We start from the raw sequence: 23,263 nt of genomic DNA, 5'->3' as shown, positions 1-23,263 counted from the left end.
GCGCGCCGGTTCAGTCCGTCGGCCAGGCCTCGGCGATCGCCGTCCGCACATCACCGAGGAGCTGCGGGAGCGCCTTGGTCTTGGCGATGATCGGCAGAAAGTTGGCGTCCTGCGCCCAGCGCGGCACGATGTGCTGGTGCAGGTGCGCGGCGATCCCTGCTCCGGCGATCGCACCCTGATTCATGCCGAGGTTGAAGCCGTCGTTCTTCGACACCTGCCGGATGACGCGCATCGCCGTCTGCGTGATGCTGCCGATCTCGGCGACCTCCTCCGGCGTCGCCTCGTCGTACAGCGCGACGTGCCGGTACGGGCAGACGAGCACGTGGCCGCTGTTGTAGGGGAACAGGTTGAGCAACGCGAACGCGTGCGTGCCGCGATGGACGATGAGGGCGTCCTCGTCGCTCATGGTCGGAGCGACGCAGAACGGGCAGTCCTCATGTCCCGGCTGCTGACCGTGCTGGATGTAGACCATCCGGTGCGGCGTCCAGAGGCGCTGGAACTCGTCGGGCACACCCACCAGATAGCCGGGGTCGTCGATGCGCACCGCGTCGGATGCCCCGTCGTCTCCCCCGGCTGCCTGGCCGGAATAGTCGTCGATGCTCAGTCGAGCCATGCCGTGACGACCTGCTCGTGGTTCGCGATCGACGACACGATGCGTTCGATCGCCTCGTCCACGGTCACGCCGTTGCACTGAGTGCCGTCGCGGAAGCGGAAGCTGACCGTGCCGGCCGCGGCATCCTCTTCACCGACGATGAGCTGGTACGGGACCTTCGCCTTGGTGTGCGTGCGGATCTTCTTCTGCATCCGGTCGTCGGAGTGGTCGACTTCGGCCCGCACGCCGCGCGCCCGGAGACGGGAGATGACGTCGTCGAGCACGGGGCCGTACGCATCCGCGACCGGGATGCCGACGACCTGCATCGGCGACAGCCAGACCGGGAAAGCGCCGGCGTAGTGCTCGAGCAGGATCGCGAAGAAGCGCTCGATCGAGCCGAGAAGGGCGCGGTGGATCATCGCCGGCTGCTTGCGCGTGCCATCGGCCGCGTTGTACTCGAGTTCGAACAGCTCCGGCTGGTTGAAGTCGAGCTGCACGGTCGAGAGCTGCCAGGTGCGACCGATCGCATCGCGGGCCTGCACCGAGATCTTCGGGCCGTAGAACGCGGCGCCGCCCGGGTCGTCCACGAGCTCCAGGCCGGACTCGACGGCGACCTCGCGCAGCGTCTCCGTCGCCTGCTCCCAGCTCTCGTCGGAGCCGACGTACTTGTCGGGGTCCTTCGTCGATAGCTCGAGGTAGAAGTCGGTGAGGCCGTAGCCGCGCAGCGTCTCGAGAACGAACTCGAGCTGGCGCGCGACCTCGTCCTTGATCTGGTCCTCGGTCACGTAGATGTGCGCGTCGTCCTGCGTGAGGCCGCGCACCCGCGTGAGGCCGGACAGCGTGCCGCTCTTCTCATAGCGGTACACGGTGCCGAACTCCGCCAACCGCAGCGGGAGCTCGCGGTAGCTGCGACCGCGCGCCCGGTAGATCAGGTTGTGCATCGGGCAGTTCATGGGCTTCAGGTAGTAGTCCTGGCCCTGGCGGGTCACGTGACCCTCGGCATCCGTCTCCTCATCGAGGTGCATCGGAGGGAACATCCCCTCCCGGTACCAGTTGAGGTGCTGGCTGATCTCGTACAGGCGCCCCTTGGTGATGTGCGGGGTGTTGACGAGCTCGTAGCCGTTGGCGATGAGCCGCTCGCGCATGTAGTTCTCGATCTCGTTGCGGATGATGCCGCCACGAGGATGGAAGACCGCGAGACCGGAGCCGATCTCGTCGGGGAAGCTGAAGAGATCCAACTCGGCGCCGAGCTTGCGGTGGTCGCGCTTGGCGGCCTCCTCCATGCGGGTCTGGTAGGCGCGCAGCTCGTCCTTGGTCGGCCAGGCCGTTCCGTAGATGCGCTGCAGCTGCTTGTTCTTCTCCGAGCCGCGCCAGTAGGCGGCGGCCACGCGGGTGAGCGCCCAGCCGTTGCCGATCATCCGGGTGTTGGGCAGGTGCGGGCCGCGGCAGAGGTCCTTCCAGACGGTCTCGCCGGTCTTGGGGTCGACATTGTCGTAGATGGTCAGCTCGCCGCCGCCGACCTCGACGCTCTCCTCGGCGTCGAACGCCGCGGTGTCGCCCTTCTGCGCTCCGCCCTTGAGGCCGATCAGCTCGAGCTTGTACGGCTCGTCCGCCAGCTCGGCGCGCGCCTCGTCGTCGGTGACGACCCGGCGCACGAAGCGCTGGCCGGCACGAACGATGCGCGACATCTCCTTGTCGAGGGTCTTGAGGTCCTCCGGGGTGAACGGCTCGACGACATCGAAGTCGTAGTAGAAGCCGTCGGTGATGGGCGGCCCGATGCCGAGCTTGGCCTCCGGATTGATCGACTGCACGGCCTGTGCGAGCACGTGAGCGGTGGAGTGGCGCAGGATGTTCAGACCGTCGGGCGAGTCGATCGTGACCGGCTCGACGGTGTCGGTGGTCGTGACCTGCGTCGCGAGATCTTTCAGTTCGCCGTTGACGCGCATGGCGACAACGGAACGGTCGGTGAAGAGCTCGAAGCCGTCAGCCACCTGTTCCACTCCTAATGTTCGTTGTTGGACGGTTCAACTTTAGTGCGGGCAGGCGTCCCGGCCGACCATCCCTATGCTGTTGGCCATGAGCGCAGACGCACAGACCCGCCGGGTGGCCTTCCAGCTCCGGGTGAAGCCCGACCGGCTCGACGAGTACCTCGACCGGCACACCGCCGTGTGGCCGGAGTTCCTCGCGGAGATGGAGGCGGCAGGGGTGCGCAACTACAGCATCTTCTCCCGCGGCGACGGGGCGCTGTTCGGCTACTACGAGTGCGACGACCCGGCGGCCTCTCAGGCGCAGTTGACGGCGACGGATGTCGACGCCCGCTGGCAGGCCGAGATGGAGGAATTCTTCGACCGCTCCCAGGCGGGGGTTGAGGGCTTCACCGATCTGGTCGAGGTCTTCAACCTGGATGCTCAGCTGAGCCGGGCGCGGGCCGAGGGGTTCACCGGCTGACGTTGAACACCGTCAACACCGTCACGACGGGTTCGGGGTTCCGTCTATCGTGACGCGTCGCTTCAGGACGCCCGCGAGCACGATGATGATCACGCCGGCGATGGGAACGATCAGGAGGGCGACCCGCAGATCGGTCGCGTCGGAGACGACGCCGATGATGAGCGGTGAGAGCAGGAAGCCGAGCCGCATCAACCACGTCACCACGGTCAATCCGGTGCCGGGCCGCAGGCCGGGGATGCTGTCGGCAGCGGCCATCGTGGCGGGTACGAGCGTCGCGATTCCGAAGCCGGCGGCGGCGAATCCGAGCAGGGTCGTCGCGATCGACGGGAACGCCAGCGCGACGGCCATCCCGATGAAGACGAGCACCCCGCCCGCCCTGGCCACCGCTCGTTGGCCGAGACGGTCGACCAGGCGGTCCCCGACGAGCCGCCCGATGAACTGAAAGCCGATCAGCGCGATGTAGCCCGTCGCGGCCAGGGCGGCCGGCGCGGCGAGCGAGTCGGCCAGGTAGAGGGTGGCCCACGAGTTGCCGACGTCTTCCACGATCGTGCTCGCGATGGCGATGAGCGCCAGGCCGGCCATCAGGGCGACGATGCGCGGCGAGATCCGGGCCCTGCGTCGCACGCTGTTGAGTGCTACGGGAACGTCGGGTACGGCCCCGTCGGGCACGGCCTCGTCGTGTCCGGGGAGGCAGAAGCGGAAGGCCACGATCGCCGTCGCGGAGAAAAGCACCGCGGTGCCGAGCAGATGCACGGACAGCGGAAGGCGGAGGGCGATGGCCGCGGCGGCCATGAACCCGCCCGTGACGGCGCCGAGCGACCAGATCGCATGGAACGAGTTGATGATCGAACGGCCGTAGCGACGCTGCACGCGCAGCCCGTGGGCGTTCTGGGCCACGTCGGTGATCGAGTCGAGCAGCCCGACGACGAACAGGCTGGCTGCGAACATCCAAGGGGCGGCAGTCAGCCCGACCACGAACATCGCGACGGCGAGCAGTACGGTGCCGATGGCCGCCAGCCGAGCGGAACCCAGCCACCGGATGAACGTGCCGGCCGCGAGACCCGAGAGGAGCGCGCCGACGGGCACGGCGGCGATCGAGAGGCCGTAGAGCGTGTCGCTGAGTCCGAGGGCGGCCTTGATCTCAGGAAAACGCGGGATCACATTCGCGTAGATCGCGCCGTTCGTGAAGAACAGGGCAGCGACCGCGACGCGCGCCCGTCGCTCGGCGGTCGAGGGGGCGACGACGGCGGGGGCGGTCATCGAGCGCACGGCACGGTCGGATGGGCGAAGGTGAAGGGTGGGGCAGGGATCACACCGAATTATCGAGGCGCGCCGACCGCCGTGTCCAGTCGACGCGGACCGATATCCGGCGCAACGGGAACTCAGATGTGGATGCGGTCGGCATGAGCGTACGTTCGGGTAGGTACGGCCGCTCGAATCACGGAAGAGAACGAGATGAGACCCCTTCGATACGCCATCAACGTCACTCTCGACGGCTGCTGCCATCACGAGGCAGGGCTTCCTCCCGACGAGGAGTCGATGCGTTACTGGACTGGTGAGATGGAGCGTGCAGATGCTCTGCTCTTCGGCCGGGTGACCTACGAGATGATGGAGTCGGCGTGGCGGCGGCCGGCCACGGGCGCGTGGCCCGAGTGGATGGACGACTGGCAGCTCCCGTTCGCCGAGGCGATCGATGCGGCGAAGAAGCACGTCGTGTCGGGCACGCTGAGCGGCGTCGACTGGAATGCCGAGCTGCTGCCGGGAGACCTGAGGCAAGCGGTCGAGAGACTCAAGCAGGAGCCGGGCGACGGCCTGTTCGTGGGCGGGGTGACGCTTCCCCTCGCGTTGGCCGATCTGGGACTGATCGACGAGTACGTGTTCGTTGTGCAGCCGATCCTCGCCGGAAACGGGCCGACGTTGCTCGCTGGCCTGCGCGAGCACATCCAGCTCGAGCTCGTGGATCGCCAGGAGTTCCGCTCAGGAGTGACCGCGCTGCGCTACCGACCCAGCGCGTAACCACGCGCACGCCCGGATTCGAAACGGACAGTTCCACTAAAAACGGAAAAAGCCCCCGGATCTCCGGGGGCTTCTCTCTGTGGGCGATACTGGGATCGAACCAGTATCAGGACGATTCACCTACTTCCGCTAGATGACTGGCAACTCCCCCGATTCCCTTGAAAACACTGGGATCAATCAGGCGCGAGGCACCCGCCACGAGTAGACTCAAGACGACACGCGTGGACACAATTCAGCCCACGCTCAGCCCACGCGAGGAGTTACGGATGCCAGCCAAGCGACAAGCCCGCCAATGGGGCACCGTCGAGAAGCTCAACTCGGGGCGTTACAGAATCCGCTACACGCACAACGGGAGGCGTTACTCCCCCGAGGTCACCTTCGGCAACGAGCGGGATGCCCGCACTCAACTCGGCATCATCCGAGCCGACCTCATCCGCGAACGCCTTGACCCCGAGGCGACCAAGCGCACAACGGAGACCCTCGCGCAGTACGCCGATCGGTGGATCGACAAGAGGCGCAACAAGAAGGGTGAGCCCCTCCGCATCCGCACCCGCGCAGAGTATGGCCGCCTCCTCGCCGGTCCCCTTGCCGACCTGGCAGCTATGCGGTTCGCCGCCATCACGCCCGACGTCGTCAACGCGTGGGAACGTGAGCAAGCCAAGGCCGGCACCGTAACGCAGACGGCCCGCGCCTACTCCCTTCTCAAGTCGGTCATGGCCGACGCCGTCAAAGACAAGCGCATCGCGTCGAACCCTTGCGACATCCGCGGCCTCGCATCCGCCGTGACCGGCAAGGAGGTCAAGCCACCCACCGACCTCGAACTCGACCTCATCGAGCAAGCCATCTCGGAGAAGTACAAGGCCGCGGTAGCGATCGCCGCATGGGGACCGCTCCGCTACGGCGAACTCACCGAGCTCCGTCGCAAGGATGTCGAGGTCATCCGCTCCACCGACCCCGCTCGCCCCGACGAAGTGCTCGCCATCATCATCCATGTGACGCGCGCCGTGACGCACACGCCGGGCGTCGGCTACGTCGTCGGCAAGACGAAGAGCGCTGCGGGAGTCCGCTCGGTCTCAATGCCCCCTCGCACTTTCGGCGCCATCTTGGCGCACCTCGCTCAGCACGTCGAGCGCACCGACGACGAAGCACTGCTCTTCCCCGCTCGTGACGGCGAGACGCATTTGGCCGAATCGACCTTCGTAAAGCACTACTACCCGGCGCGTGAGGCCGCTGGACGCCCTGACATGCCCTGGCACGCCCTGCGCCACCACGGCGGCACGAAATACGCTCAGACGGGTGCCACCATCAAAGACCTCCAGGCACGATTGGGCCACTCCTCCGTGACCGCGGCGATGCGGTATCAGCATGCCTCTGCCGAGCGTGACGCCGAGCTCGCGCGGAGGATGGGATGAGCGGCCACTACCTCGGCCCCGCCCCGGACGGCGGCCACTTTGAGCGCGAAAAGGACGGGCGACTCATCCACGTCACCGACTGTTTCCAGGCACCGACCGACGAACCGCCCGCCCATGTAGCGGAGGAGGGCTAGTACCCGTAACCGCCGCCCGTGAAGACGGCCGGGATCGGATCGCCCATCTGCTCGGGGTCGATGTACTTGACCCGCACGAGGCGCGGGCCGAGTCGGATGGCCTTGAGCCGGCCTTGCTTGATCCAGCGCTCGACGGTTCGCGTGGAGATACCCAACCGCTTCGCGGTCTCGGCGATGGTGATGAGTTCGGCGTTAGCCATGACGTGACCTCTCGTATCGAGTAGGTCACTCCCGAATGACGACACCCTCTCGGGCTCGGTTCATGACTGCGCCCTCGTGGGCGACTACCGGGGCTTACCCGGCCTCATGGCGGCAACGGCGGCCCCGAAGGGACGTACCAGCACTCTATCCGACAGGGGCAGACAATGCCGGATATTCGTCGGCGCTGCCTGTTAAGCTGCCGCCGATGGCCGGGGTCGGGGCGGTGGCCGTAGCTCCCCACCGCCTCCTCCCTCCCTCCCATCGGGTCCTCGATCTTATGAAGCGTGGCCGATAGTCTTCTCGCCAACGCGGGCAGATGAGGGAGCAGTTATGGCCACGGCGGTAAAGCTCAAGCTAGTTGCCCTGCCTGCGGTTCGGTCAAGGCGACCAGAATTCGCAGGCGCATATGGACGCCTTCGCGGTGCGCACGAAGCGGTACAGGGCCTGCTTGACAATTTGGAGTACCTGCGCGAGACAAAGCGGCTCGGTGGTGTCAAGCTCGCCCGCCTCAAGCACCCCGAAAGCGATCTGCTTCGAGCAGCAATTCTGTTTGCTGGCGCAGGCATCGATGCGGTACTTAAGGCGCTCATCGAGGACTGTCTGCACAAGATATTGCTCGCAAACAAGGCCGCGCGAACGAAACGCGGTGCGTTCATATCGAATCTGGTGAAGGACGAAGCGGGCAATGCAATCAGGGTGTTGAATTCCTTGGATATCGAGAAGGCGCTGCACCGGTGCTACGTCGAGACAATGACGCAGCGCAGCCTCCAGGGCGAGAAGGCTCTCAAGGACGTCCGCGACGCGCTAGGCATCGAGCCCACGGGGCGATTTTCCGACCAGGAACTTGAGTCATTCCGGGATTTCTTCGAGGCCCGAAACGAGATTGCCCATGAGCTCGACTTGAAAGACCCGCGCGGTCGCGGTGACTCCTCTCGCAAGGATCGAGCGATGTCGACGACGATGAAGCAGTGCAATGGAGCCCTTCAGCTAAGCGCCGCCTTCATTCGCGCGACCGAAGAACTCCTCTATCCCACCCTTTACCGAGAATGATTGGCGGGCCGGCAACGTCGCCGGATGCGACGCGCCGACCCCGATTCAGCTACGCGTGGTGCGGGAGGCCGAAGCCGAATCCGCGGTACATCGCGAGGCCCTTATCGATGAGCTTGCCGATATCCAGCAGCACTGAGATGACTCCACGCATGCGGCTCAGCATGTCGGGAGAAAACGCCGCGTGGAACCTGCGCATTGTTCCGATGTCGGCGGTTGGTGGGATATTGTGTCCTAAGTCGGACGGGTTCTCGGGGATCACGATTGGGCGTTCCACCTTCCTGTTTGATGTCGGTTGCAGCCGACATGATTGTCAGTAATTTGCAAAAGCCTCGACTCGCTTAGAGCCGAGGCTTTTCTGCGAGGTGAGGGTAAAAGACTACGTCGGGCCTACGACGCTCGGAACACATCCGATGCGTGTTGCAGCTCGGCGGGATAGCCGGTCGTGAACGTCACCCATTCGTTCGTGCCTCGCGGAGGTCTAGACCGGGAGTGGTGCTGGCTGCTTGGCCCTAGGCGGCTCGCTGATGTCTTGTCGACGGTCGGCGTGTCGCTCGCCTGATGTAGTCGGGCACCCCGTTGAGGTTGCTGTCGGACAAAAGACGGCCCCCTCGCCTTCCACTGGCAAGGGGGCCGTCGTGCCCGGCGCGGGCACATGGAATCGCGCCGGGGGTCTATTGCGTGAGCAGGTTGCGGAGTTCCTCGGCTTCCTTGCCGTAGTCGGTCGACTCGACAGATAGCTGCTGCGGAGCGTAGAGGCCGAGGAGCTTTGCGCGATCCTGCTCGACCCGGAGAATGACCCCGAGCGCGTCGGAGATGATCTTCTCGGCCCGGTAGTCCACCAGCCCGACTGCGCCTGACCGAGTCACAGCCTGGGCAGCCCGCTCGATCTGGCCTACCGCGGTGGCGGCGACCTTGTCGAGCCGATCGAGCGCCATCGTCAGATCGCTGAGGTTGGCCCCCTGGGCGATCTCGTCACTCATTCGTCGTCGAGGTCGTCGGGATCGATGCCCAACGCCTTGAGCTTGCGGTCGAGGCGAGCCTCAGCGTCCCGCACGGCCGTGGCTTCCGACGGCGCGCTAGTCGGCTGCGCCAGGCCAGCGGCGCGCACCTGGCGGTCGGTGGCCGCAGAGGGAGCGTTGAAGCGGCTTGCATCGGCTGCCTGCTGCTGGCGCACGCCCGTCGCGTAGTGGTCGAGCGTGCCCTTGAGTTGTGCCGCCTGGCGTTCGGTGGCGCTCATCTCGTTTTCGGTCATGTCAATCGTCCCTTCCATCCCAGTCGCCGAAGTCTTCGGCGTCGTTGTCGTTGTCGTTGTCGTCGGCGCTCATGATCGGCACTCGCACATCGGCGGAGAGCGAGCGCAGTTCGATGAGGCGGAGCTCGGCGCTCTCAACCTCAAGGGCCGCCAGCTTCATGAGGATGCGATACTCGGCCTCCTCATCGTCATCGCGGCGCGGGTCGGCCCGCAGTGTGCGGAGCCGGCGGAGTTCGGAGTCAGTCACGATCGCCTCACGCGGTCGCAATGTCGACATCGAACGAGTCGTCATCGTCGTCGGCCGGCACGTCAGGGGCGTGGAACTTGCCGGGCACCAGTTCGGTGGTCCTGGGGTGTCCGACACCTCGTATCCGATCCGGATGGATTCGAGCGCTTCCGCGATCGTTGCGAGACCAGCCATCAACGAGTCCCGACCGATCTTGAGGGCCGCCATCGATTGCACGCCCCGTGGAGCGAGGCGAGTGAAGGCCTCGGGATCACCCGAGCGGGCGCCCTCGTCGCGGTTGCGATCAATCATTTCGACCATGCTGAGCGCGTAGTCGAGTCGGTCGACGGCGTCGGTAATGGCCGCAGACGCGCCGAGGAGGTCCGCGTCAAAGGCGTTGAGCGCCTCCCGCTGGTTGTAGTCGCGGATGGAGTCCCCGTGCTCTGCGGTGAGGCCGAGCACGGCACGCGCGGCCTGCTGCACGCCGATGTTGGCCGCCTGCTGCTGCTCAAGCAGGACGGCGAGACGCTTCTGCTCCACCTCAATCTCGGGGAGCTTGCCGTACCCGTTGGCGAGCTCGTCGAGCGCCGCATCCGAGAGCCCCTCCTCGGCCCAAACGTTGACGAGGCCGGCACTCGCGCGGTTCTGAATGTCGAGCACGACGGTTCGCTGCTGCTCGATCCTGGCGACGAGCTTGCTCTGCTGCTCGACGACGCCGGCGAACTTCTGCAATGCCTCGTCGACTTCGGGAACTCCGGTCGTGCGGGTGAGGTCCATGTGAATCCACACGTTGCGCATATCGCTCGTGTAGTTGATCTTCTTGTGGGCGGGGGTGCTGGTCTTGCGTGCCATTTTCCTGACTCCTTAGAGGGTTGGTAGTGCGGGCGTTTCGGGTGAGAGATAGCGGCTCCACGTCTCGGCCCAGTCGCCGCGGCGCCAGCCACGCTGCGGGGTCTGGTGGTCCGGAAACCGAAGGGAGTAGTTGCTCGGGATGCCGTAATCCTTGAGAAGGCGCATCATCATTCGCGTGTCGAGCGGCTGGCCGTGGTCCCACTCCCCCCAGGGGCTTTCCTCCATCATTCGGAGACGATTGAGAAGTTCCGAAGCAGTGATGCGGTCGGAATCCCCAAATGCGGTCCGGACGTCGCCGAGGAGCATGTTGGACGTCGAGCGCGGCCGGCGAGAAACGCTCGTGACGTCAGCGATTGCCGCCGCACGAGCTCGCTCCGGCCATCCGCCGCCCAGCACATCGGCGACCGCAATGATGCCCTCCCATTTCTGAGCATCGCGGTTCTCCAACTCGTTGGGGAGGTCTCGGCCAAGGCGTCGCTCGATCGCGCCGACATTCGCCAGCGCCCATTGCGTGATGCTGGTCCGAAGTTCATTTACGGCGGGCTCTTGCTCTCGGAGACGGAACCTCTCAACAACTTCGCCCGGAAGCTTCTTCTTCTGGTGCTGTTTGATCGCCCTCGTAGCAATCGACTCGGGCAAGTCGCCACGTCCGATCAAGACGCATGCCGCGTAGACCCGAATCTCGCGCGGTATCCATTCACCCGACTCACCATCGCGCTCAGACCGAATGAAGCCTCCCGTGGGATAGCAAGCTGTGTCGATCACGGCTCGCATGCTCTCGGTGCTGTCGCTCGACGACTGACCTCCAACCCAGTATGCATCGACCTCATCGAGGACCATGACCGAGGCAGGCTTGGCTTCCTGATATCGAACGAACGATGACGGCGAAAACGATGCGGCCATCATGTAGTCGGGCGCAAGCAAGCCGACATATTCGCCGTGGTTCGTCTTGCCTGTGCCGTACTCGGGTGCACAGATGTGAAGAAACGGCATCATGACCCCGAGCGGACGGAAAACGTTAGCGAGAATCAGCCACAGGGCGTCGATGTTCGCGCCGTGGTCATCGCCGTAGTAGTTGAACCGCTTTAGCCATTTCACCGAACGGTCAGCGATATCCTCGCCGTCGATGTACTCGGCGGGCGCTTGTAACGAGTTGTGCAGCGCGACACGGCGCTGAATGGCGCGGGACTCTGGCGAGAGGCCCTTGCGAAGCGCCTTCCGCTTGGTCTTGGTCATCGCGTCGAGCTCGGCCTTTGCCGCTTCAAAAACAGCTAGGTTCGCCTTCTGCTGAGCCTTGGTGGGGAGCGAGCGCCCGCGTCTATATGCCTTGCTGGCCTTTCGGTCGGCCGTGTGCGCCTCGTTGACGGCGGCGGCGACCTCCCCAGCGTTGGCGTTCGGCTCGTGCTTCATGCGGAACTCCTCGGCGACGCCCAGGGCGCGCCGACGGCTGAGGTGCCGGCCACTCTCGGCGAGAGAGCCGATGGCGCCGTGGTGAAAGTGCTCAGCGAGCTCAGCCTCGGCGAGCTCCTCGGCGTCAATCTCTTCGTCGCTCCAGGCGAGCGGGTCGTCATGCACACCGTTCACCGGCCCTGGCTCTGAATGCGACGGAGTTGCTCACGGCGGAGACGGCGAGCGAGCTTATAGCGGCCTTCGAGGTCAAGGTCGGGGCGGTCCCGCTGGGCCTTCACCATGAAGTAGGCGATGCCCCCGTCAAGCTCGATGGCCTTCGCAGTGGCAGCGAGACGATCGCGACGCCGAGCCTCCGTAGTCGCTTGGCGCGCTTCACGAGCGGCGGCGGTCGCATCTCTGCGCTGCTCGGCGGTGGTTCCCGCCCATCTGATCTGCGCACCTTTACGGCCGGCCTCGACGTGCCCGCTCTCGCGCATTTTCTTGGTCTTGTGCTTCTTGCCCATGGGTAGCTCCCGTGTAGTTGGGCTCATACGGGAGGGCGATGAAGTCGGGACATGCCCGTGACACCCCGCTCGCATGAGCGGCTTTTAGAACGGTGTCCATCCGGACGGTGGGGCTCTCGCCCAAGTTTTAGGTCCATCCCGGACCGGCGTTCGCCATACTGGCCATCACGGCCGACGGGGCTCTCGCCCAAGTTTTAGGTCCATCCCGGACCGGCTCTCGCCTCAGGCACGGCCATCCGGCCAGCTACCTACAGAGACCATAATCACACGCATGTCATTCGCGCAAGCTGTAGCTCAGCAATTTCATTTCGGCGTGTCGCGGTCGCCGCCGCGCTGTCGCGTTTGTACCGGATGTGTCGCGTATCCGGAAGTGTCCTAGGAGGTTGCGCGACGACGAGGGGCGATCCTGCACTCTCATGTGCTTCTTTCAAAGATCTATTTTTTTTGTCTTCTTTGACTCCCCCGGTTTGGCGTTACATCCGATACCGACGTGGCAAGGAGTCGGGTGCGGCCATGGTTCGGACGCCGCCCAGAGAATTCGGCACTGAGAGCCAATAATTGGCCGCGCTACATCGTGGCTACAGGAATTTCGACCGATACCTACGGGCCCCCTCGGAGCCCCTTCTAGCGCGTCCGGTCGTGTCGGCGAATGTCGACTCAGCCCACGTTCAGCCCAGGCGGTGCCTGCAGAAACAGAAAAAGCCCCGGTCAGGGGGCTCTTTCTCGTGGTGGGCGATACTGGGATCGAACCAGTGACCTCTTCCGTGTCAGGGAAGCGCGCTACCGCTGCGCCAATCGCCCAAACCCGAGCTTTACCCCGGGTTGGAGGTGGATACGGGATTCGAACCCGTGTATACGGCTTTGCAGGCCGCTGCCTCGCCTCTCGGCCAATCCACCGTTTGGGTTCACCACCGTGATGAGAGGCCCGATCTTTCGATCGGGCCGACTCGAGCGGATGACGAGATTCGAACTCGCGACCCTAACCTTGGCAAGGTTATGCGCTACCACTGCGCCACATCCGCATTTTTGTTCCGCATCTCTGCGGCACTTGAATGACTTTAGCCGATGCGATCGCCGAATTCCAAACTGGAGACGTAACCGGGTGTGTCGCGTGGCCGATGTGCGCCGGGGCCGTTTCGTCGGCTAGTATCGAGTCTCGCGGCCGGGATTCTCCGGCGCAGTTCAGGGCGATTGGCGCAGTTGGTAGCGCGCTTCCTTCACACGGAAGAGGTCATCGGTTCGAGTCCGGTATCGCCCACCACATAAAGGCTTCTGCATCACAGTCCCCCACTCTCGATCTGTCGGCGGGCTTTGTCGCGCAGCGTGGTGCGACCGTCGTGCACTAGGCAGAATCCCCCCAGCTCCGGTGCCTCTGACGGCTGGTCCGTGCCGCCCCTAGCGCGAACTCCGTCCTGCAGCCGTGTGGCACGATGACCCCATGGCCCAGACTCCCCGTGACAGCGCGCCCACCGACGACCACTCGGCGGGAACCGCGTACGACAGTATCGCCGAGGGGTACGCGGCCCTCAATGAGACCAGTCTCCTGAACGAGTACTACAACCGGCCCGCGCTGATCGAGCTCGCGGGCGACGTCACCGGGCGTCGGATTCTCGACGCGGCATGCGGCTCGGGACCGATCCTCTCGGATCTGCGTGACCGCGGCGCGGTCGTCACGGGCTTCGATTCGAGCCAGGGGATGCTGGATCAAGCCAGGCAACGGCTCGGCACTGACGCTGACCTGTTCGTCGCCGACCTGGCGGATGCGCTCCCGTTCGCCGACGACACCTTCGACGACGTCATCGTGTCCCAGGCGCTGCACTACCTCGAGGACTGGGCACCCACATTGGCTGAATTCCACCGTGTGTTGAAGCCCGGCGGTCGCCTGATCGTCTCCGAAGAGCATCCATCGGCGACGTTCCTCGGCGATCGTCTCTCAGGCGGAATGTCAGAGTATTTCGGGACACGGCCCCGTACCGAGGAATGGACTTTGGGCGCCGGAACGGCCGAGCTCACTTTCTGGGACAGACCTCTTCACGCCATGACGGACGCGTTCGCTGCGGCCGGTTTCCGCATCGAAACCATCAGCGAACCAGCGCCGGCGGCGGCCGCGTATGAACGATTCCCCGACGAGTTCGAGAACCGCCCAAGCGGACGCTTCCTCGCGTTCTTGCTCTTCGTACTGATCGGAGTTGAGGCATAACGCACAGATCAGAACGGCCTTCGCACGGGTTCGCGGCTCACCCTTCCTACGCGCCGCTCAACCGGCGCGACCGACGATGTTTCGCATCGACTGGATTCGTGCTCACTCCTCGGACCCCCAGAGGTCGAGGCGCACCGCTTTCCGCACGGCGTCGATCCGGGAGGTCGCACCGAGCTTCGCATAGATGTTGGTCGTGTGCCGCTTGACCGTGCCCTCCGCGATGTGCAGGCGCCCGCTGATGTCGCGATTCGTGTAGGCCTGGGCGATCATCCTGAGCACTTCGAGTTCGCGGAGAGCAGCTTCTTCGTGACCACACGACAATGATGGCCGCTCCGCCGGTCGAGGGACGACCACCACGATGTGACCTTCGGCACATTCCTCTTCGGCCCGATCGTGCATAGTCTCTTCGGGTGGTGCCGCCCGGGGGAAGCGCGGCGCTCAGGTGGCAGGTGTTCGGGGGGACCCTGCCACCCCACGCTTCGCGCGCGACGCGAAGTCGACGAGCCGCTGCTGCGACTCGTCATAGGAGGTCGCGGTCGGTACGTCGCGCCTGTCACGCACCGCTCTGGCGACGTCCACGGCGGCGTCGATCGCAGCGCGATACGGCAGCGACCCGGTGCTGACCCTACGGATGCCCAGGTTCTTCAGATCGTCCAGCGTGAGGCTCGGCACGACCAGCACGTTGACGGGCAGCGGGATGCCGGCGGTCAACTGTTCCAGCGTCGCCGGGTCCGCCGCACCCGGGATGAAGATCCCGTCCGCTCCCACATCGGCGTACGCCTTTGCCCGCTCGAGGACGGCAGCAACCGTGTCGTCCTCATGGAACCAGTAGGAGTCCACCCGCGCATTGACGAACACCTCGGGCGCGGCACGCTTGATTGCGGCGACCTTCGCGGCCAGCACTGCCGGATCCACCAGTCGCCCGTCAGCCGAGTCTTCGATGTTCACGCCGTCAACGTCAAGCCCCGCGACAAGGTCGGCGACCTCACCCGGATCATCGCTGTAGCCGTCCTCGATGTCAGCGGAGATGTATACGGGAAGCGAACTGATTCGCCCGACCAACGCGACGGTGGCATCCCGGCTGGCGCCTGCAGCATCCGGTTGCCCGGCCGACGCATTCACGCCGAAACTCGTCGTGCCGATCGCCGGAAAATCGGCTGCGGCGAAGGCGAGCGCGGAGCCGACATCCCACGCGTTCGGCAGCAGCAACAACTCGTCTTCGAAATGCAGTTCGCGGAACGTCATGGTTGTCCCTCCCACCCTGCGAGGCTAGCGCTGCGCCGGCGAGCGCGATACCCGGTCGTCGCACGCGGGCGATGGCGATCGTTCAGCGACCGGGCGTGATACGCGGATGCAAGCCGCGCTAACCCTGATCCCACACCGTTCGCGCCTGCGAAGCCAGCTCGAGGAGCGGCGCACTGTCCAACACGACGTGCGACTCAGGCACGCCGAACGCCGGCCATTGAGCAACCACCTCGAGCGGTCCCTCCGGCGGCAATGGCCAGAGCCACATACCATCGTCAAACCGGTAGAAGTCCTCGGACCCGCCGCCGTTGCCACCTGACAGGGCGAGGCTGTGCTTCTCGGGTCTCTCGACGAACATCCCGGACGGCTGGTCGAGGATCAGCTGCTGACCGTCGCCCAGTACCAGGCCGTAGCGGAGCCGGTCGGGATCTCGAATGCCTGCGTGCCCGTGAATCTGCCATTGCATCTGCTGCCATTCGCGGTTGCTGATGCCGTACCGTCTCAGGCGACGATCGATTACGAACTCGACTCCGTTGCTGTACACGCGAGCCGAACTCAGAATGAGCGCCGCGGTGTCACTTTGCGCGATCGTCTCGCCGATCGGGAAAAGAGCGGGCAGTTCCTCGTCCGAAGGCTTCCACCACGGAGCTGGATCGTCGGCGACGCGATTGGTCTGCGCTTCTGGGAGGTCCGGCGGAAAGAAGGTCACGGAGAAAGACGACCACACTCGGACGGGACCCACAAGAGCCTGTGTCGTCGTTCGAGCAGACACGTATCGATGACCGACGGACTCTTCGGTCCCGATCAGAGCGCCTTGCTCGTGAACAGCGAGTCCCCGTGCACGGCATCCGGCTCGACCCGGTCGGTCTCGACGAAGCCGAGCTTGGCGAGCACGCGTCGGGACGCGATGTTCCAGTCGCGCACTGTCGCCCACAGGCGGCGGTAGCCCGACGCCTCCGCCCAGGCGAGCACGGCCCGCGACGCCTCCGTCGCGTACCCCTGGTTCCAGACCCGGCGCAGGAACTCGAAGGCCAGTTCCGGCTCTCCGTCCTGCCCGTGCACGTTGGGGATCAGCCCGCAGTAGCCGATGACGTCGCCCTCACCCGTGCGCTCTGCGACCAGCAGGTCGCGAGCCGAGGCGCGCTCATCGCGGATCCAGCCCTCGATGTCCTCGACGGTGGGATGTCCGTCCGCATCGATCCGCCGGCGGGGAGGGACCCGCGGGTCACGCTCGGTCCACAATTCGTGCTGCACGGCGGCGTCTGAGACGCGCCACCGTCTCAGGTGCAACCGGCCGGTCTCGAGAACGACCTCGCCCGCCGGCGCTCGCGACTCATCCATGGAGATAAGTATGCCGGGCGTCGCCGTCGTCCTCGCCCGACGCGGTCGGCGCGGACCGTAGCTCAGCGCAGCGACCGCAGGTACCTCCGGCGAGCCACGCGCTGCGCGACGAGCAGCAGCAGGAACAGCGCGCGCCACGGCTGCTGAGCGGCCGCGCGCGTGAGCGATCGCACGACGAGGCTCACCTGATCACCGTCTCGCTGCACGATGAACGACTCCTCCCCCGACACCGGATGCCCCGGCCTGGTCCGGTAGGCGAAGCCCACGCGATCGGTCTCCTCGACCACCTCGACGACTTCGATCGGTTCTCTGATGGCGAGGCCGAGTACACGCGCGGTGATCACCAGCCGTTGCCCCGCAGCGACACGTTCAGCGGAATCGACGGTGAACCCGCTCTCGGTCTTCACTCGCCAGTGCAGCACGTCGGTGCTCGCTCGCTCCCAGACGGCGGGGCCGGAGCCGATGACGGCCGACACCTCCGACCGCCGATAGCAGGGATCCGTCGCCGGCCAGACGTCGATCTCCGGCGCCGTCATCCCCATGTCCGCCCTCCAAGCCGTCGGAGCGAGAGTATCAACCGCGCAGGGGCCGATTCACCGACGACCACCCCCGAGCGACGACGCGCGGAAATCCGCGGCGAAGAACGCGATAGCCCCTAGGGTGTGCTCAGGCACATGGACGCGAGCGCTGTCTGGATCGGCAGCGCAGCGGAGAAGGGGGCATTGTGGCGCGGAACGTCAGTCGACTCAAGCAGTTCGCGACGGCAGCGGCGACGCTCGCTGCGGTCGGCCTGCTCGTCGGCTGCGCCGCCACGGCCTCCGCGCATCCGGATGCTCGTTCAACGGCGACGCCGACGCCCGAGGCCGTCACCGTGCCGATGCCCGATCTCGGCCCCTCGCCGGCACCGGCTCCGCAGACCGCTGCCCAGACGGAGCAGTTGAGGATCGCACGCGCGGATGAGGCGTGGAAACAGCTTGTGCAGCAGTACCCCTCGGCGGTTCGCCCCCAGGTGACGTTCGACGGCTACATCTCGGACGCGACCGAGATGGACGTGATGACACAGTGCTACACGGAGCAGAAGGTTCCCATCGCACTCGGCTATCCGGCCGGCGCGCAGAAGGGCGACAAAGCCACCAGCGTCGGCGCGGAGACGACCAACGAGCAGGAGGCGATCGGCGCCTACGTGTGCAACGTCGAGCATCCGTACCCGCCCACGTCACCAATGACACAGCAGCAGCTGGGCTGGCTCTACGACTACCTGACCCGGTTCCTGGCTCCGTGCTACCAGGCCAACGGCATCGCCAACCCTCCGGCGCCGTCTCGCGCCGACTTCATCGCGAAGTGGCCGCACCAGAACTGGTTCCCGAGCGACGGCGGTCTCATGGACGGCCCGAGGGCCGCGGCCATCGTCAAGGCATGCCCGTCGCCGAAATGATCTGGGCGCGGCTACGGTCGTGCCCCGCTGCGCCAAGCAGAAACGGGCACTGCGCGGGGCGACAAGACGTAGCGGGAGAAGCGCACGCCACCAGGGCTGCTGGCGGCCGCAGCACGGCGACTCACACGACGCGCTCGCGCAGGAACACCCCGATCCCCTCCGTCGCCTCGGCCGCCTCCGGGGTGCCGAGCATCAGCTGGTACACGTGCGGGAGTCCGTCTCCGACCTCGAAGCGTACGTCGACGCCCTCCTCCGTCGCCGCGCGCGCCAGGCGTTCCGCGTCACTGAAGAGGAGGTCGGCCGTCCCCACCTGCACCAGCAGCGGCGGGAGGCCGGCGAGGGACGCGAACAGGGGCGACGCCAGCGGATTCCGAGGGTCGGCCCCCGCCAGGTAGTCCGACGCCAGCCGGCTGAGTAGTTGCGGGGTGGATATCGGATCTTCGTCGACGCGGTCGGTCATCGATGCGCCCGAGCTCGTCAGATCCACGGTCGGCGACAGCAGAACGGCGGCGGCCGGCAGGTCCTCTCCGGCGTCCCGGGTGGCCACGAGCAGCGCAACCGCAAGCCCGCCACCGGCGGAGTCACCGGCCACCGCGAGCGATCGCGCCGCAGTTCGCCGTCGAAGCCAGCGCCACACGGCCAAGACATCGTCGACGGCCGCGGGAAACGGATGCTCGGGCGCGAGCCGGTACTCGGGGAACAGCACCCGCATCCCGGCCGCCCTGCCCAGGCGCGCCGCCAGCTCGCCGTCGCTGCGCAGCGACCCGAACTGATAGCCGCCGCCGTGCAGAAACAGGAGCGCGCGTCTGCCGTCGACCCCTGGCGCGTCCAGCCAGTGCGCCGCCACGCCCGCGGCGTCCACAGCGGTGACCACGACATCGTCGGGCACCGGATGCGCGGATCCGGCCGGCTCGAAGCCCGCGCGTGTCTCCGCGAGCGATTCGGCCGGCTCGTTAGCACTCGCCCGCTGGCGCTCTCTCAACGCCTCCATCACATCCAGCATCGCCTGACTCGGCATGTCGAACCGGCCCCGGTCTCCCGCGTCGGCCTAGCCGGCGGCCGGCAGTGCCGCCGGGCGCACCTCGCTCACCCGGCCGGTGTCCAGATGGAAGATGAACCCTCTGACCGCCACATCCGCCGCGATCCACGGGTGCGAGCGGGCCTTCTGCATCTGCTCCCGCGTGTTCCGTTCCGTGTCGGTGAAGCTGTAGAACTTCGCCGGCGCGATCGGAGACACCCCCGTCTCGTTCCGGAGCCGATCCTCCAGTTCGTCGTCCGTGAACCGGAGCATGCCGCAGTCGTCGTGATTGATGATCATGATCTCGCGGGTGCCGAGCACTCTGGTCGAGATCACGAGGGAGCGGATCGAGTCGTCGTCGATGACCGTGCCCACATTCCTGATCATGTCGACGTCGGCGTCGGCCAGCCCCAGTAGGCGCACGATGCCGGACAGGCGCGGATCCGCGCAGGTGACGATCGCGATCTTGGGCGAGGGAGGCCCGCCCGGGCCGGGATCATAACCGTCGGCGATCGTCGCATTGGCGTTCAGCGCCTCATCGATGAGACTCATGGTCGTGTACCTCCTGTCGGCACGGGCTACGCGCGTGGATGCTCTCAGCTGCGGCAGCTGCTGTGACCCAAGCGCGACTCTATGTCCGCCGGTAGGTCGACCGGAACGCGGGGTTCCCCCCATCTCACCGCCAGCCCCACCCTGTTCGTGAGGGAAGTCCGACACGTCGCTCTCCGCACAGCACACCGCTCTTGCGGCCCCAGCTGCAGCGGTGGGACCATGAGGGGTTGAGACCGACCGGAAGGACGGGCAACAGTGACCCGTCGACCGGGCGAACCAGCAGACGACAGCAGCGATCGGGCGGAACAGCGCCTTCAGCAGTTCATCGCTGCGCACGCAGACGTTCCTGCTGACGATGAGGCTACGTCGGGTGAGGAATCGAACGGTCACGAAGCCGACCGCGCGACCGGCACCACGCCGGTCGACCCGCGTGCCACGGGCACGCACTCCGCGAACCCTCCCGGGAGTTCGAGCTGAGCATGTGACCGGCGCTGCCGGACGCTTCTCCAGGAGGTGAGCGTACGTGCACGGACCAGAAGACACGACGACCGCGGCCGCAACGACGACCGCAGCGAAACCACCCCGACCACCCGGCGGCAAAGCACTGCTGCGGCTGATCGAGACGCTGGCCAAGGCGGGGCTCGACGATGTCGCGCGGCAGACCGTCGCGGATGCCGTCAGCGAGCGCGCGCCCGCCGTTCTCGCTCTCGCTCCCGAGCTGAACGCCGCGCCGGCACCGCGCAGCACGCGAGGCCGAGGGCGCGCCAGGACCCCCGCCCCCGAGGCCGCGGAACCCGGCGCGACAGCAGCCGAAGCCGCGCGCGCGTATGCCGAGGACTCGGCCGCTGCGGCGCTCCTGCTCGGGCCCCCCACCAGGACCGGCCCGCAATGGCGCCCGCTCGGACCGGCGACCATCACCAACGGCCAGACCTACGGCGCGAGCAGGATCAACGTCAGCGGACGCGCCTCCGCACTCGCCGTCGATCCGGCGCGCCCCGATCACGTGCTCGTCGGAGCCGCGAACGGCGGCGTCTGGGAGAGCTCGAACGGCGGCGACAGCTGGGCGCCCCGCACCGACTACGCGGCCACAACGACCGTCGGGGCTCTTGCGTTCGACCCCTCGAACCCGTCTCTGGTCTATTGCGGCACCGGCGAGGGCGACTGGTGGTCGTGGCTCGGAAACGGCGTGCTTCGCTCGACCGATGGCGGAACGAACTGGACGCCACTTGCGACCAAGCCGTTCGTCGGCCAGGGGTTCCACAGCCTCGTCGTCGACCCGTCGACACCCACCAGGCTCTTCGCCGGAACCACAGGCGGCCTGTACATCTCGACCGACAGCGGTGTGACCTGGATGCAGAGCCGCTTTCAGCGCACCTGGTCGATCTCAGTGTCGCCGACCGGTGGCGAACTGCTCGCCGGATGCGCGGACGGCGCGTTCTCGACCACCGACAGCGGCGCGACGTGGAATCCGATCACGCTGCCCGGCGCACCGGCGAGCTACCAGCGCGTCGCCGTCTCGATCGCGCCCTCCTCCCCGACGGTCGCGTACGTCTGGGCGGCCGACAACGCGTCGCCCTCGGCGGCCTACCTCTGGCGGCGCGCCCGCTCGCCGCGCGCCGTGCGGTGGACGCAGTTCCCTGCGCCGCCCGGGTCGAGCGGCGGTCAGGGCTGGTACGACTGGTACGTCGCGGCGTCACCGGACTCGGCGACCGAGGTCTACTGCGGTGAGATCCATCTGCACCGAGGCGACCTGACCGGGTCGACGTTCGCGTGGGAGAACATCTCCAGCAAGCCGGCCGGCGACTCCATTCACCCCGACCAGCACTCGATCGCCTTCTCCCCGCGCTCCGCCGCCACGCTCTACGCAGGCAGCGACGGCGGTGTCTTCCGCTCGGATGACCGGGGCGTCACCTGGCGCCACCGCAACAACGGTCTGGCGATCAGCGAGTACGAATACCTGGCGCACGACATCGGGTCGCCGCGCTGGCTCATCGGGGGAACCCAGGACAACGGCACCAACCGGTACACCGGCTCCGCGACCTGGGAGCACGTGCAAGACGGCGACGGCGGCGACTGTGCGAGCAATCGCACGAACTCCGACATCGTCTTCCACACGTTCCAGAACGGCTCGGCCGAACGGTCGACGACCAAGGGAGCCTGGGCGAGCTGGTCGAACATCACGCCGGCCCGGCCCGCCGGCGAGAGTTCGGGACTCTTCTACGTGCCGTTCGAGGCGAGCGAGTCGGGTGGCGACACGGTCGCGCTCGGCGGCGACGCACTCTACGTGTCGCGCGACAACGGGACGACCTGGACCAGGGTCGGCTATCCGACGGGCGGCACCGCGAGCGCGATGCATGTTCCGGATCCCGACACCGTCGTCGTCGGCCTCACCGGCGGCGGCCTGCTGGTCACCCGGTTCAGTGGCGGAGCCTGGGGCGCGTTCTCGAGCCTCACCACTCCGCGTGCCGGAGCCTGGGTGAGCGACATCCGGGCGGTGCCGGGAGGCTCGGGGCGGCTGTGGGCGACGAGCTCCAGTCGCGGCGGCGGGCGTGTCTTCCGATCGTCGGACGGTGGCACGACGTGGACCGACTGCTCCGCCGGACTCCCCAACCTCGGGATCAATGCGATCGCGGTGGATCCGGCGAATCCGTCACGCGTCTGGGTCGCAGCCGACCTCGGCGTCTACCAGAGTCAGGACGCCGGAGCGACGTGGAGCCCGTTCGCCTCCAGCCTCCCCAACGCCTACATCGGTGACCTGATCTTCCATCCGCACGCGCGGGTGCTGCGCGCAGCGACCCGCAATCGCGGCGTCTGGGAGATTCCGGTCGACGGCTGGCCGACCTCGCCGACCTGCGGAGTGCAGTGGACGGGAACGCTCGCCCCACACGCATCAGGCCGCTGGTTCACGTTCAATTGGCCCGCCGCCTGGCACGTCATCTGGACGGCGATGCCGACGGTCATCACGCCCGGCGGCCCGCAGCTGTCCTGCTCGACCCAGGTGGAGCGCGCGAGCTCCGAGTTCGCCACCTACTGGATCACCGTGCGGAACCTCAGCAACGCGCCCGTCACGTTCGAGGGCCGCTTCGAGATCTTGAGCTTGTACTGAGAGGGAGAACAGATCATGTGGACGAACGTTCAATTCACCGGCACCCTCGCCGCCGGTGCCTCGGGCAGCTGGTACACGTGGGGCTGGCCTCCGGCGTGGCATGTCGTCTGGTACCTGATGCCCACCACACCGAAGCCGGGTGCGCCCCAGGTCGACTGGACCATCCAGGTCGAGCGGGGCGCGACCGATCAGTGCACCTACTGGATCGTTGCACGCAACCTCACCACGACGCCTCTCACCTTCGAGGGCCGTTACGCCGTTCTGAACTGA

General features: G+C 66.5%; 24 protein-coding genes and 4 tRNA genes. 9 read left to right on the top strand and 19 right to left on the bottom strand.

What is annotated here, in order from left to right:
• Window positions 1–10: 10 nt before the first annotated feature.
• Entirely contained in the window at window positions 11–613 is a 603-nt protein-coding gene (locus tag AC1DB1_RS06025) for an HIT family protein (protein ID WP_271178837.1), read from the bottom strand.
• The gene (gene thrS, locus AC1DB1_RS06020) at window positions 601–2,583 is read right to left on the bottom strand and encodes a threonine--tRNA ligase (RefSeq protein WP_477200142.1); all 1,983 of its coding nucleotides are present in this window, start codon (window positions 2,581–2,583) and stop codon (window positions 601–603) included. Before thrS ends, AC1DB1_RS06025 begins: the two co-directional genes overlap by 13 nt.
• Window positions 2,584–2,668: 85 nt before the next feature.
• Between thrS and AC1DB1_RS06015 the strand changes: the two genes are divergently transcribed.
• Entirely contained in the window at window positions 2,669–3,040 is a 372-nt protein-coding gene (locus AC1DB1_RS06015; RefSeq protein ID WP_477200141.1) for an L-rhamnose mutarotase, read from the top strand.
• Window positions 3,041–3,061: 21 nt separating this feature from the next.
• Here the strand turns inward: AC1DB1_RS06015 and AC1DB1_RS06010 are convergent, their stop codons facing one another.
• Window positions 3,062–4,300, bottom strand: coding sequence for an MFS transporter (locus AC1DB1_RS06010; protein WP_477200140.1), 1,239 nt, complete (start codon window positions 4,298–4,300; stop codon window positions 3,062–3,064).
• Window positions 4,301–4,495: 195 nt separating this feature from the next.
• On the opposite strand from AC1DB1_RS06010, the gene AC1DB1_RS06005 reads away from it, so the two are divergent.
• Complete coding sequence (locus tag AC1DB1_RS06005; RefSeq protein ID WP_477200139.1) at window positions 4,496–5,056, top strand: dihydrofolate reductase family protein; 561 nt, start codon at window positions 4,496–4,498, stop codon at window positions 5,054–5,056.
• Between the two features lie 266 nt (window positions 5,057–5,322).
• Complete coding sequence (locus AC1DB1_RS06000) at window positions 5,323–6,468, top strand: tyrosine-type recombinase/integrase (protein WP_477200138.1); 1,146 nt, start codon at window positions 5,323–5,325, stop codon at window positions 6,466–6,468.
• Window positions 6,469–6,598: 130 nt separating this feature from the next.
• Here the strand turns inward: AC1DB1_RS06000 and AC1DB1_RS05995 are convergent, their stop codons facing one another.
• Complete coding sequence (locus tag AC1DB1_RS05995) at window positions 6,599–6,847, bottom strand: helix-turn-helix transcriptional regulator (protein ID WP_477200137.1); 249 nt, start codon at window positions 6,845–6,847, stop codon at window positions 6,599–6,601.
• Between the two features lie 286 nt (window positions 6,848–7,133).
• Here AC1DB1_RS05995 and AC1DB1_RS05990 point away from each other — a divergent pair, with 286 nt between their 5' ends.
• On the top strand, window positions 7,134–7,853 hold the full coding sequence (locus AC1DB1_RS05990; RefSeq protein WP_477200136.1) for a hypothetical protein: 720 nt from the start codon (window positions 7,134–7,136) through the stop codon (window positions 7,851–7,853).
• Window positions 7,854–8,524: 671 nt separating this feature from the next.
• Here AC1DB1_RS05990 and AC1DB1_RS05985 read toward each other — a convergent pair.
• The 8 genes from AC1DB1_RS05985 to AC1DB1_RS05950 form a co-directional block, all read right to left on the bottom strand.
• Window positions 8,525–8,833 (bottom strand): hypothetical protein, encoded by a 309-nt coding sequence (locus AC1DB1_RS05985; protein WP_477200135.1) that lies wholly within the window; start codon window positions 8,831–8,833, stop codon window positions 8,525–8,527.
• On the bottom strand, window positions 8,830–9,105 hold the full coding sequence (locus AC1DB1_RS05980) for a hypothetical protein (protein WP_477200134.1): 276 nt from the start codon (window positions 9,103–9,105) through the stop codon (window positions 8,830–8,832). Before AC1DB1_RS05980 ends, AC1DB1_RS05985 begins: the two co-directional genes overlap by 4 nt.
• 1 nt (window position 9,106) lies before the next feature.
• Complete coding sequence (locus tag AC1DB1_RS05975) at window positions 9,107–10,183, bottom strand: hypothetical protein (protein WP_477200133.1); 1,077 nt, start codon at window positions 10,181–10,183, stop codon at window positions 9,107–9,109.
• Between the two features lie 12 nt (window positions 10,184–10,195).
• Window positions 10,196–11,767 carry a DUF3631 domain-containing protein gene (locus tag AC1DB1_RS05970; RefSeq protein ID WP_477200132.1) on the bottom strand — a complete coding sequence of 524 codons (1,572 nt, stop codon included), beginning with the start codon at window positions 11,765–11,767 and terminating at the stop codon, window positions 10,196–10,198.
• Window positions 11,764–12,096, bottom strand: coding sequence for a hypothetical protein (locus tag AC1DB1_RS05965; protein ID WP_477200131.1), 333 nt, complete (start codon window positions 12,094–12,096; stop codon window positions 11,764–11,766). Before AC1DB1_RS05965 ends, AC1DB1_RS05970 begins: the two co-directional genes overlap by 4 nt.
• Window positions 12,097–12,822: 726 nt before the next feature.
• A tRNA-Val gene (locus tag AC1DB1_RS05960) sits at window positions 12,823–12,897 on the bottom strand.
• A 22-nt stretch (window positions 12,898–12,919) separates the two neighbouring features.
• Window positions 12,920–12,993: transfer RNA gene (locus AC1DB1_RS05955), tRNA-Cys, on the bottom strand.
• 53 nt (window positions 12,994–13,046) lie between these two features.
• Window positions 13,047–13,118 (bottom strand) — tRNA-Gly (locus AC1DB1_RS05950).
• Window positions 13,119–13,281: 163 nt separating this feature from the next.
• On the opposite strand from AC1DB1_RS05950, the gene AC1DB1_RS05945 reads away from it, so the two are divergent.
• Window positions 13,282–13,357 (top strand) — tRNA-Val (locus AC1DB1_RS05945).
• A gap of 177 nt (window positions 13,358–13,534) precedes the next feature.
• Window positions 13,535–14,296, top strand: coding sequence for a class I SAM-dependent methyltransferase (locus AC1DB1_RS05940; RefSeq protein ID WP_477200130.1), 762 nt, complete (start codon window positions 13,535–13,537; stop codon window positions 14,294–14,296).
• A gap of 102 nt (window positions 14,297–14,398) precedes the next feature.
• Here AC1DB1_RS05940 and AC1DB1_RS05935 read toward each other — a convergent pair whose 3' ends face one another.
• The 5 genes from AC1DB1_RS05935 to AC1DB1_RS05915 form a co-directional block, all read right to left on the bottom strand.
• The gene (locus AC1DB1_RS05935; protein WP_477200129.1) at window positions 14,399–14,695 is read right to left on the bottom strand and encodes a response regulator transcription factor; all 297 of its coding nucleotides are present in this window, start codon (window positions 14,693–14,695) and stop codon (window positions 14,399–14,401) included.
• A 39-nt stretch (window positions 14,696–14,734) separates the two neighbouring features.
• Window positions 14,735–15,541, bottom strand: a complete 807-nt coding sequence (locus AC1DB1_RS05930) for an isocitrate lyase/PEP mutase family protein (RefSeq protein ID WP_477200128.1) — start codon at window positions 15,539–15,541, stop codon at window positions 14,735–14,737.
• 118 nt (window positions 15,542–15,659) lie between these two features.
• A complete protein-coding gene (locus tag AC1DB1_RS05925; protein ID WP_477200127.1) occupies window positions 15,660–16,250 on the bottom strand; it encodes a hypothetical protein in 591 nt (196 codons plus the stop codon).
• A gap of 95 nt (window positions 16,251–16,345) precedes the next feature.
• Window positions 16,346–16,882, bottom strand: a complete 537-nt coding sequence (locus AC1DB1_RS05920) for a GNAT family N-acetyltransferase (RefSeq protein WP_477200126.1) — start codon at window positions 16,880–16,882, stop codon at window positions 16,346–16,348.
• Between the two features lie 62 nt (window positions 16,883–16,944).
• Window positions 16,945–17,424: a DUF1990 family protein gene (locus AC1DB1_RS05915; protein WP_477200125.1), complete on the bottom strand. Its 480-nt coding sequence runs from the start codon at window positions 17,422–17,424 to the stop codon at window positions 16,945–16,947.
• Window positions 17,425–17,606: 182 nt separating this feature from the next.
• On the opposite strand from AC1DB1_RS05915, the gene AC1DB1_RS05910 reads away from it, so the two are divergent.
• A complete protein-coding gene (locus tag AC1DB1_RS05910; protein ID WP_271178849.1) occupies window positions 17,607–18,317 on the top strand; it encodes a hypothetical protein in 711 nt (236 codons plus the stop codon).
• Between the two features lie 121 nt (window positions 18,318–18,438).
• On the opposite strand, the gene AC1DB1_RS05905 is transcribed toward AC1DB1_RS05910, so the two are convergent.
• Together AC1DB1_RS05905 and AC1DB1_RS05900 are read right to left on the bottom strand one after the other, a co-directional pair.
• On the bottom strand, window positions 18,439–19,335 hold the full coding sequence (locus tag AC1DB1_RS05905; protein ID WP_477200124.1) for an alpha/beta hydrolase: 897 nt from the start codon (window positions 19,333–19,335) through the stop codon (window positions 18,439–18,441).
• 30 nt (window positions 19,336–19,365) lie between these two features.
• Window positions 19,366–19,887 carry a beta-class carbonic anhydrase gene (locus AC1DB1_RS05900; RefSeq protein WP_477200123.1) on the bottom strand — a complete coding sequence of 174 codons (522 nt, stop codon included), beginning with the start codon at window positions 19,885–19,887 and terminating at the stop codon, window positions 19,366–19,368.
• A gap of 523 nt (window positions 19,888–20,410) precedes the next feature.
• Between AC1DB1_RS05900 and AC1DB1_RS05895 the strand changes: the two genes are divergently transcribed.
• A complete protein-coding gene (locus tag AC1DB1_RS05895) occupies window positions 20,411–22,993 on the top strand; it encodes a WD40/YVTN/BNR-like repeat-containing protein (RefSeq protein ID WP_477200122.1) in 2,583 nt (860 codons plus the stop codon).
• 15 nt (window positions 22,994–23,008) lie between these two features.
• Window positions 23,009–23,263 carry a hypothetical protein gene (locus tag AC1DB1_RS05890; protein ID WP_271178853.1) on the top strand — a complete coding sequence of 85 codons (255 nt, stop codon included), beginning with the start codon at window positions 23,009–23,011 and terminating at the stop codon, window positions 23,261–23,263.

Source organism: Leifsonia sp. 10N434, from assembly GCF_056394405.1.
Note: the sequence above shows the minus strand (reverse complement) of the source record. Positions and strands in the feature narration are given on the sequence as shown.

Excerpts from the sequence above, each read along its gene's own strand:
- AC1DB1_RS05905 (WP_477200124.1), bottom strand. The coding sequence starts at position 19,335 with ATGCCGAGTCAGGCGATGCTGGATGTGATGGAGGCGTTGAGAGAGCGC.
- AC1DB1_RS06010 (WP_477200140.1), bottom strand. The coding sequence starts at position 4,300 with ATGACCGCCCCCGCCGTCGTCGCCCCCTCGACCGCCGAGCGACGGGCG.
- AC1DB1_RS06000 (WP_477200138.1), top strand. The coding sequence starts at position 5,323 with ATGCCAGCCAAGCGACAAGCCCGCCAATGGGGCACCGTCGAGAAGCTC.
- AC1DB1_RS06005 (WP_477200139.1), top strand. The coding sequence starts at position 4,496 with ATGAGACCCCTTCGATACGCCATCAACGTCACTCTCGACGGCTGCTGC.
- AC1DB1_RS05935 (WP_477200129.1), bottom strand. The coding sequence starts at position 14,695 with ATGCACGATCGGGCCGAAGAGGAATGTGCCGAAGGTCACATCGTGGTG.
- AC1DB1_RS05930 (WP_477200128.1), bottom strand. The coding sequence starts at position 15,541 with ATGACGTTCCGCGAACTGCATTTCGAAGACGAGTTGTTGCTGCTGCCG.
- AC1DB1_RS05890 (WP_271178853.1), top strand. The coding sequence starts at position 23,009 with ATGTGGACGAACGTTCAATTCACCGGCACCCTCGCCGCCGGTGCCTCG.
- AC1DB1_RS05980 (WP_477200134.1), bottom strand. The coding sequence starts at position 9,105 with ATGACCGAAAACGAGATGAGCGCCACCGAACGCCAGGCGGCACAACTC.
- AC1DB1_RS05985 (WP_477200135.1), bottom strand. The coding sequence starts at position 8,833 with ATGAGTGACGAGATCGCCCAGGGGGCCAACCTCAGCGATCTGACGATG.
- AC1DB1_RS05940 (WP_477200130.1), top strand. The coding sequence starts at position 13,535 with ATGGCCCAGACTCCCCGTGACAGCGCGCCCACCGACGACCACTCGGCG.
- AC1DB1_RS05920 (WP_477200126.1), bottom strand. The coding sequence starts at position 16,882 with ATGGATGAGTCGCGAGCGCCGGCGGGCGAGGTCGTTCTCGAGACCGGC.
- AC1DB1_RS05915 (WP_477200125.1), bottom strand. The coding sequence starts at position 17,424 with ATGGGGATGACGGCGCCGGAGATCGACGTCTGGCCGGCGACGGATCCC.
- AC1DB1_RS05990 (WP_477200136.1), top strand. The coding sequence starts at position 7,134 with ATGGCCACGGCGGTAAAGCTCAAGCTAGTTGCCCTGCCTGCGGTTCGG.
- AC1DB1_RS06025 (WP_271178837.1), bottom strand. The coding sequence starts at position 613 with ATGGCTCGACTGAGCATCGACGACTATTCCGGCCAGGCAGCCGGGGGA.
- AC1DB1_RS05975 (WP_477200133.1), bottom strand. The coding sequence starts at position 10,183 with ATGGCACGCAAGACCAGCACCCCCGCCCACAAGAAGATCAACTACACG.
- AC1DB1_RS05900 (WP_477200123.1), bottom strand. The coding sequence starts at position 19,887 with ATGAGTCTCATCGATGAGGCGCTGAACGCCAATGCGACGATCGCCGAC.
- AC1DB1_RS05965 (WP_477200131.1), bottom strand. The coding sequence starts at position 12,096 with ATGGGCAAGAAGCACAAGACCAAGAAAATGCGCGAGAGCGGGCACGTC.
- AC1DB1_RS06015 (WP_477200141.1), top strand. The coding sequence starts at position 2,669 with ATGAGCGCAGACGCACAGACCCGCCGGGTGGCCTTCCAGCTCCGGGTG.